Raw genomic sequence first — 6,997 nt, forward strand, 5'->3', positions numbered from 1 at the left:
TGCCGCGGCCAGCGAGGCCGATGCGGCGCGGGCGGCACGGGCGGCGCGGGCGGCACCGATTATGTTCATCTCTTCATTAAGCCACGCCCGGTGATCATCGGCAGGTCCTTTGCGTATACCAGACCGGGCTCCGCCGCGACCACGGCCTCGACGGCGTTGACCAGCCTCATCGCGGTGACGAGCATGCCGGACTCGTTGTGGTCGCCGTGCTCGGCGTGGTGGGTGAACTCCACGCGCATGGCCGGCTCACCGAGGATGTCGATGCGGTAGCACCCGTCCCCGTGGTCGGGGCGGGGCCAGTCCGGTGCCTGGTCGACGGCGGTGCGGGTGACGTGCTCCAGGACGATGCGGTCCTCGCCGTCGACCTGTCCCACCACCTCGAACCGCAGCGCCGCCTGGGTCCCGGCCGGGACCTCGCACGCCAGCAGCGACAGGTCCCGATCTGCGGGAAGCCGCTCGTGGCGCTCGACCAGCGGTTCGTCGAGCGTCACCTCCAACGCGGCGGCGAGCTGACGGACCACCGACCCCCAGCCCGCGGCGAGCATCCCCGGTCGGAGCAGTGGCGGCAGGGTGTCCATGGACCGACCGAAGCCGAACAGCCGCCGCATGGTCTCGCCCTGGTGGTACACCGAGTAGTCGGCGATCTCGCCCACCCGGATCAGGTCGATGCGCCGGGACAGGCTCGTCATGACCAGCGGCAGGACGTCGTTGGCGAATCCCGGGTCGATGCCGTTGACGTGCAGCGTGGCGCCACCCTCGCGGGCGGCGTCCACGAGTTGGGCGATCATCTCCTCCGGGAGGGTCCCGTGCGGGTACTGGAGCAGGACGGGGCCGGAGGCCACCACGTCGATACCCGCGCGCAGGAAGCCGCGGAAGTCCTCGATCGCCGGCATGAAGCGGGTCTCGGTCTCGGCGGTGTACACGATCGCGTCCGGGTCGAGAGCGAGCAGTGCCGCCCGGTCGTCGGTCGCGATCACCCCCAGATCCCGGTCCAGACCGGCGAGCCGGCCCGCGTCGACGCCGACCTTCGCGGGATCGGAGACGAAGACGCCCACCAGCTCCAGCTCGGGCCGGGCGTCGACGGCCTCGACCGCCATCCTGCCCAGATAGCCCGTCGACCATTCCACGACCCTGATCGGTACATCCCGGCTCGTCATGGGTGAACCCTAACGACCGGGCCGGAGCCGGCGGGGCCCCTTCACCAGATGCTCACGCGCTCCTCGGGGGCGAGCCACAGCCCGTCGCCCTCGGTCACCCCGAACGCGGCGTGGAAGTCGTCGAGGTTCCGCACCACCTGGTTGCAGCGGAACTCCGGCGGGGAGTGCGGGTCCACGGCCAACCGGCGGGCGGCCTCCTCCGCGCGGGTCTTGGTGCGCCACACGATGGCCCAGGAGGTGATGAGCCGCTGGATGCCGGTCATCCCGTCGATCTCGGGGCCCACCTCCGTCCCCTCCGCCGGCTGCACGTCGGAGCCCTCCCCTGTCGACCCCTGCGCCAGCCGGTAGGCCAGCAGCGCGATGGTCAGCCCGCCGAGGTCGCCGATGTTCTCCCCCACCGTGAAGGCTCCGTTGACGTGGTCCTTCGCGGGGTCGAGACCGTCCGGGGTCAGGCCCTGGTACTGGTCGATCAGCGCGTCCACGCGGGTGGAGAACGCCGAGCGGTCGTCGTCGGTCCACCAGTCCACCAGGTTGCCGTCGCCGTCGTACTTCGACCCCTGGTCGTCGAACCCGTGGCCGATCTCGTGACCGATCACCGCGCCGATCGCCCCGTAGTTGGCGGCGTCGTCGGCGTCGGCGTCGAAGAACGGGGGCTGGAGGATGGCGGCCGGGAACACGATCTCGTTCATCACCGGGTTGTAGTAGGCGTTGACCGTCTGCGGGGTCATGTGCCACTCGCCGCGATCGACCGGGCCGCCGAGCTTGCCCAGTTCGTAGCGGTGCTCGAACTCGGCCGACCGCCGCACGTTGCCCAGCAGGTCGTCCGGGCGCACCTCGAGCGCCGAGTAGTCGCGCCACTTCTCCGGGTAGCCGATCTTGGGCACGAACGCCTCGAGCTTCTCCTGCGCCCGCTCGCGGGTCTCCGGCGTCATCCACGGCAACCGCGCGATGGAGTAGCGGTAGGCGGCGGTGAGGTTCTCCACCAGCTCGACCATCCGGGCCTTGTGGCCGGGTGGGAAGTGGCGGGCCACGTACTCCTTACCCACCTCCTCGCCGAGGGCCGCCTCGACCGCGGCGACGCCCCGCTTCCACCGGGCCTTGATCTCCTCCGTGCCGGACATCGCGGTGCCGTAGAAGCGGAAGTCCTCCTCGACCAGGTCGCTGGTCAGGTAGGGCGCGCGCGAGCCGAGGACCCGCCACCGCAGCCATTCCTTCCACGTCTCCAGTGGTTCGGTCGACCACAGTTCGGCGACCGCGGTGAGGAAGTCGGGCTGCATGGCCACGACGCGGCCGAAGGTCTCCTCCGAGCCGCCCACCTCACGGGCCCAGTCGTGCCAGGGGAATCCGGGCGCCAGGCCGGGGAGCTCGTCCCAGGTGACGGGGTTGTAGGTCTTGTCGGCGTCGCGGCGGGCCACCACATCCCAGTGCGCGGAGGCGATGCGGGTCTCCAGCGCGACGATCCGTTCGGCGCGGGTGCGGGCGTCCTCGTCTCCCGACAGTCCCGCGAGCACGAGCATCCGCGCGATGTGATCCGTGTACTGGTCGCGCAGCTCCGCGTACTGATCCTCGCGGTAGAAGGACTCGTCCGGCAGTCCGATGCCGTACTGCACCAGGTAGAGGATGTACTCGGTGGAGTTCTTGGCGTCGTTGTTGACGTAGGCGCCGATCAGACCGCCGACGCCCACCTTCTCCAGCCGCGCCATGGCCAGGGCCAGCGAGTCGGCGTCGGTCGCGCCGTCGATCTCCGCCAGGTCGGGGGCGAGCGCGGCGACGCCCGCGGCCTCGACCGCGTCGGTGTCCATGAAGGAGGCGTAGAACGCCCCGATCCGCGAGTCCACGGGGGCGTCGGTGATGATGTCCCGCACCCGCTCCTCGGACAGGTCGCGCAGGGCGAGGAAGGCACCGTCGATGGGCCGGTCCGCGGGGATCACGTGATCGCGGATCCAGGTGCCGTTGACGTGCTGGTAGAGGTCGTCCTGGGGACGGACGTCCCGGTCGACGTACTGGAGGTCGAGGCCCGAGGGGCGCGAGTCGTCGGTCGTGGTGATCTCGGTCGCTGTCATGCGACCAGGTTACGGAAGGTCCGGCGACCGGTCTCTCAGTAGAAGCCGTTCCGGGCGTTGTACTCCTTGGCGCCCGAATAGGCGTCGACCATCCCCCAGACCCAGAACCCGAGCATGATCGGGATCCCGATCAGGACCACGGACAGCAGGATGCCGAGGAAGTAGCCGGCCATGATGCCGATCCCCTTGCCTGCCTGGCCGTTGATCAGCGTGCCCAGCCCGGGCAGGAAGAAGGACAACACCAGCGAGAGCGCCGGTTCCTTGCGCGACGCCCCGTAGGCCGGCGCGTACGGGTGCATCGCGCCATAGCCCGGTGAGCCGTAGGGCTGCACGCCGTAAGGCTCCACGCCGTAGGGCTGCGTGCCGTAGGGCTGCGTGCCGTAGGGCTCCGTCCCATAAGGCTGAGTCCCGAACGGCTGGGCCCCGTAGAAATGGGCGCCGTAGGGCTGCTGCTCGAACGGCTGCTGCTCGAACTGCTGCTGGTCGAACTGCTGGTGCCCGAACGAGGGGCTCTCGTAGGACTGCGTCCCGTAGGGAGAGAACCGGTCGCCGGAGTCCGACGGGGTGCCGTACGCCGAGCCGTGGCCCCGGGGGTCGTCGCCGTACGACTCGTGGTTCTCGGACGGGGAAGTCATGTCCTCCACAGTAACGCGGAGTGACGGTGTCCCGGTTGCGAGCAGGTCTCAGTTGCGCGCGGTCATCCCGGGCCGGGCCCAGATGTCGGCGCAGTCGACGCAGGCGTCCTCCGACACGACACCGACCCGCTGCAGTTGGCCGTACATCCAGCACCCCAGGCAGAACCCCAGGGCCGCCTCGGCGAGGGCGGCGGCCACCAGCACGCCCAGGACCACGACCCCCGCCCCCGTCAACCCGCCCAGGAACAACCCGAGCGCGACCGAGGACATGACCAGGCCGATCGTCTGGGCGAACCGCTTAGGTGCACCCGCGACCAGCTTGGGCTCGGAGCTGACCCTGGGGGCCAGTACGTGCACCGAGAGCCTGCCGAACGGTGAGTACCGCGGCCCTCCGGCCACCCGGAGGGCGAAGCCGACGACCAGTGCCGCGGCGAGCCAGGTCTGCGCCGGCGGCGGCGCGAGCATCGTCACCACCGCGAGCGTCACGACGAGCCCGGCAGTGCACCGGGCGGCATAGTCGTTGACGACCTCAGGGAACGCGAACACCTCTCGCAGGCTCATGACCGACCTCCTCGACCTCTCGGTACCGTCCGTACCGCCACTCTGCATAGACAGATCTGTCTACCCATGCCCCGAGAGTACGCCTGAACCCGCGAAAGTCCCAGCCCGGTTATCCTGCGGAGCATGGCGCACCGGAGAGCAGCGGCACTTCAGCCCGGCCGTGCGATCGTCGCGGGTCTCGGCCTCGCCCTGGCCGTCGGCGCCTGCGGGCAGGTGACGCCGGGTGAATCACCCACGACCACCACCGGACCGGGCACTGCCCCCACCACGACACCGAGCGTCGCCGCCGGGACTCCCGCCCCCTCCCCCGGCCCGGACGCCACACCGGGGTGTGAGGTCCTGGCCGGGCCGGTCCACAGGCTGGTCACCGGTCAGGTCGACCCGGGAGTCGGCTCCGAGGAGGTGCGGCGCCTGGCCGACGGAGTCGAGGACAACGCCCTGTCCGCCGTGGCGAGCCGGATCTCGGGCCTGGTCGTCCAACCCGCCCCCGACCCCTCGGCCGTCGACGCCCAGTGGGTGCAGTTCGCCCGCCTCTGCGATCTCGACTGACGTACCCGGCACCTAGGCTGACGGCCGTGCCCCCACCGCTCAGACGCCGATCCGGCTCACCCCGACCGCCCGCCGCCCCGTCACTGCCGCGGCGGGAGCAACTCCAGTCGCCGCGGTCCGAACTCGAACCGGACGGGCTGTGGGACGGCGTGTGTGCCACCGCCGAGGACGCCCCCTCCCCCGACGAGGGCGCGGCGCTGATCGGCGGCGCGGAGATCCGAGAGTCGACACTGGAGGGCATCAGACTGAGCAGCGCCAGGGCCGACTCGCTCCGCCTCACCGACGTCGTGGTCAGCGGCTGCGACCTGTCCGGGATGGTCGCCGACGGGGCCACGTTCACCCGGGTCAGATTCACCGGGTGCCGGCTCACCGGCCTGGTCCTGTCCGACGCCAGACTGACCGACGTGTCCTTCGAGGACTGCCACGCCGACATGATCAACCTGCGGATGGCCCGGCTCCAGAGGGTGCGCCTGTCCGCCACCCGCTGCAGGCAGGCGGACCTGCTGGAGGCGCGGGTGGCGGACCTGTCGACGGACGGCGCCGACCTGCGGGGCGCGAGCCTCGACCGGGCCACGTTCACCGCGGCGGACCTGAGGGGTGCCGAGTTGGAGGACGTGCGGGGGGCGTCCGCGCTCCGGGGGGCGATCATCTCGCCGGAGCAGGTCGTCGGGGTCGGACTGGCACTGATCGGCGAAGCGGGGATCAGGGTCGAGTAGGCGGGATCGAGCGAGCGCTCAGGGCAGGTGCGAGGCGGCGTCGCGCCACTGGTTGACGGCCCGGTTGATCACTGCCTGGAGACGGAGAACCTGGTCGCGATCCGTGAGCGCGATGCCGTCGACACCCGTCCGCAGGACGAGCTCGGGCACCCCGCGCCCGGCACCGTTCTCGTCGAGCACCGCCTTCTCGACCACGGACACCTCGAGAACCGCGTCATCGGCCGGACCGTCGACTTCGGCGACGAGGTCGTGACGGTAGCGAGGGGTAGAACAATCTACTGCATCGGACACGAGGGGACTCCCGACTGGAACGGTGGGGCGACTCCAACAATAGAGGTGGGAAAACACCTGATCGCACCAGTGGGACAGCGTGTTACCGGTTGTGACGGATCCGTGACCCACGCCACCCCCGTCGCGCCGGTGCTGGGCGAAGAAATCCCAGCGAAGTTGCGCGAGTTGCTTGTGTGACAGGTGTTACTAATTGATACTCACCCCATGACACCAGCCGGTCAGCCAGCCCGCCGTGCCCCTCTCCCCCGCCTTCTCGTGGCCCTCGCCTCCGCGGCGGCCCTGGCTCTCGGACTCCTCGTCGTCGTCATATCCCCCCGGGCCGACGCCGTCATCCCCCTCTCCCCCGTCTTCGACGGCCTGGCCCGCGGCGTCGACTCCTCGAGTTGGCAACACCCGCACGGCGCGCCGGTCGACTGGCACGCGGCCGCCGCGTCCGGCCAGTCCTTCGCCTTTATCAAGGCCACCGAGGGCACCGGCCCCGCGAACCGCTACTACGAGGCCGACGTCGAGCAGGCCCGGGCATCCGGCATGGCCGTGGGCAGCTACCACAAGGCCCGCCCCGCGATGGATCCCGCGGTCCAGGCCCGCGCCTTCGCCACCCGCCTGCAGTCCGTGGGAGGCGCCCAGCTGCCGCCGGTGCTCGACATCGAGACCGACGAGGGCAAGAACCCGGAGGAGCTGATCGAGTGGACGCACGTCTTCCTCACCGAACTCCAGCACCTCACCGGGCGGACCCCGATCATCTACACGTACCGCTTCTTCTGGATCGACCGGATGGCCAACACCACCCGGTTCTCCGAGTACCCGCTGTGGCTGGCCGAATACGGGGTGCCGGAGCCCACGCTCCCCGTGATCGGTGGCTGGAGCGAGTGGCTGTTCTGGCAGAACTCGGAGACCGGCGAGGTGCCGGGCTTCGCCGGCCCCGTGGACCTCAACGTCTTCGCCGGGACGCGCGAGGAGCTCGGGGCGTGGATGGGACCCGTCACGCCGGGCGAGGCGCCGGCACCCCCGCCGGCACCCGAGCC

Annotated in this window: 8 protein-coding genes; 3 read left to right on the forward strand and 5 right to left on the reverse strand. The window is 70.6% G+C overall.

What is annotated here, in order from left to right:
- Nucleotides 1-65: 65 nt before the first annotated feature.
- The 4 genes from G6018_RS03445 to G6018_RS03460 are packed head-to-tail and all read right to left on the reverse strand — an operon-like array spanning nt 66 to nt 4,416.
- Nucleotides 66-1,157, reverse strand: coding sequence for a diacylglycerol kinase (locus G6018_RS03445; RefSeq protein WP_182638736.1), 1,092 nt, complete (start codon nt 1,155-1,157; stop codon nt 66-68).
- A 41-nt stretch (nt 1,158-1,198) separates the two neighbouring features.
- A complete protein-coding gene (locus G6018_RS03450; protein ID WP_182638738.1) occupies nt 1,199-3,220 on the reverse strand; it encodes a M13-type metalloendopeptidase in 2,022 nt (673 codons plus the stop codon).
- Nucleotides 3,221-3,255: 35 nt separating this feature from the next.
- Nucleotides 3,256-3,855: a hypothetical protein gene (locus G6018_RS17090; RefSeq protein ID WP_206682377.1), complete on the reverse strand. Its 600-nt coding sequence runs from the start codon at nt 3,853-3,855 to the stop codon at nt 3,256-3,258.
- Between the two features lie 48 nt (nt 3,856-3,903).
- Entirely contained in the window at nt 3,904-4,416 is a 513-nt protein-coding gene (locus tag G6018_RS03460) for a DUF4395 domain-containing protein (RefSeq protein ID WP_179523589.1), read from the reverse strand.
- A 123-nt stretch (nt 4,417-4,539) separates the two neighbouring features.
- Between G6018_RS03460 and G6018_RS03465 the strand changes: the two genes are divergently transcribed.
- Both G6018_RS03465 and G6018_RS03470 read left to right on the forward strand, forming a co-directional pair.
- Complete coding sequence (locus G6018_RS03465) at nt 4,540-4,965, forward strand: hypothetical protein (protein WP_179523590.1); 426 nt, start codon at nt 4,540-4,542, stop codon at nt 4,963-4,965.
- A 26-nt stretch (nt 4,966-4,991) separates the two neighbouring features.
- The gene (locus tag G6018_RS03470; protein ID WP_179523591.1) at nt 4,992-5,681 is read left to right on the forward strand and encodes a pentapeptide repeat-containing protein; all 690 of its coding nucleotides are present in this window, start codon (nt 4,992-4,994) and stop codon (nt 5,679-5,681) included.
- An 18-nt stretch (nt 5,682-5,699) separates the two neighbouring features.
- On the opposite strand, the gene G6018_RS03475 is transcribed toward G6018_RS03470, so the two are convergent.
- Nucleotides 5,700-5,972, reverse strand: a complete 273-nt coding sequence (locus G6018_RS03475; RefSeq protein WP_179523592.1) for a hypothetical protein — start codon at nt 5,970-5,972, stop codon at nt 5,700-5,702.
- A 204-nt stretch (nt 5,973-6,176) separates the two neighbouring features.
- Here G6018_RS03475 and G6018_RS03480 point away from each other — a divergent pair.
- Nucleotides 6,177-6,997: glycoside hydrolase family 25 protein (locus G6018_RS03480; RefSeq protein WP_182638740.1), on the forward strand; the 821-nt coding region annotated here is incomplete at its 3' end.

The organism is Dietzia sp. DQ11-44 (genome assembly GCF_014145205.1).
GTDB classification, from domain to species: domain Bacteria; phylum Actinomycetota; class Actinomycetes; order Mycobacteriales; family Mycobacteriaceae; genus Dietzia; species Dietzia natronolimnaea.

Coding starts and splice junctions, on each gene's coding strand:
- G6018_RS03445 (WP_182638736.1), bottom strand. CDS start 1,157: ATGACGAGCCGGGATGTACCGATCAGGGTCGTGGAATGGTCGACGGGC.
- G6018_RS03450 (WP_182638738.1), bottom strand. CDS start 3,220: ATGACAGCGACCGAGATCACCACGACCGACGACTCGCGCCCCTCGGGC.
- G6018_RS17090 (WP_206682377.1), bottom strand. CDS start 3,855: ATGACTTCCCCGTCCGAGAACCACGAGTCGTACGGCGACGACCCCCGG.
- G6018_RS03460 (WP_179523589.1), bottom strand. CDS start 4,416: ATGAGCCTGCGAGAGGTGTTCGCGTTCCCTGAGGTCGTCAACGACTAT.
- G6018_RS03465 (WP_179523590.1), top strand. CDS start 4,540: ATGGCGCACCGGAGAGCAGCGGCACTTCAGCCCGGCCGTGCGATCGTC.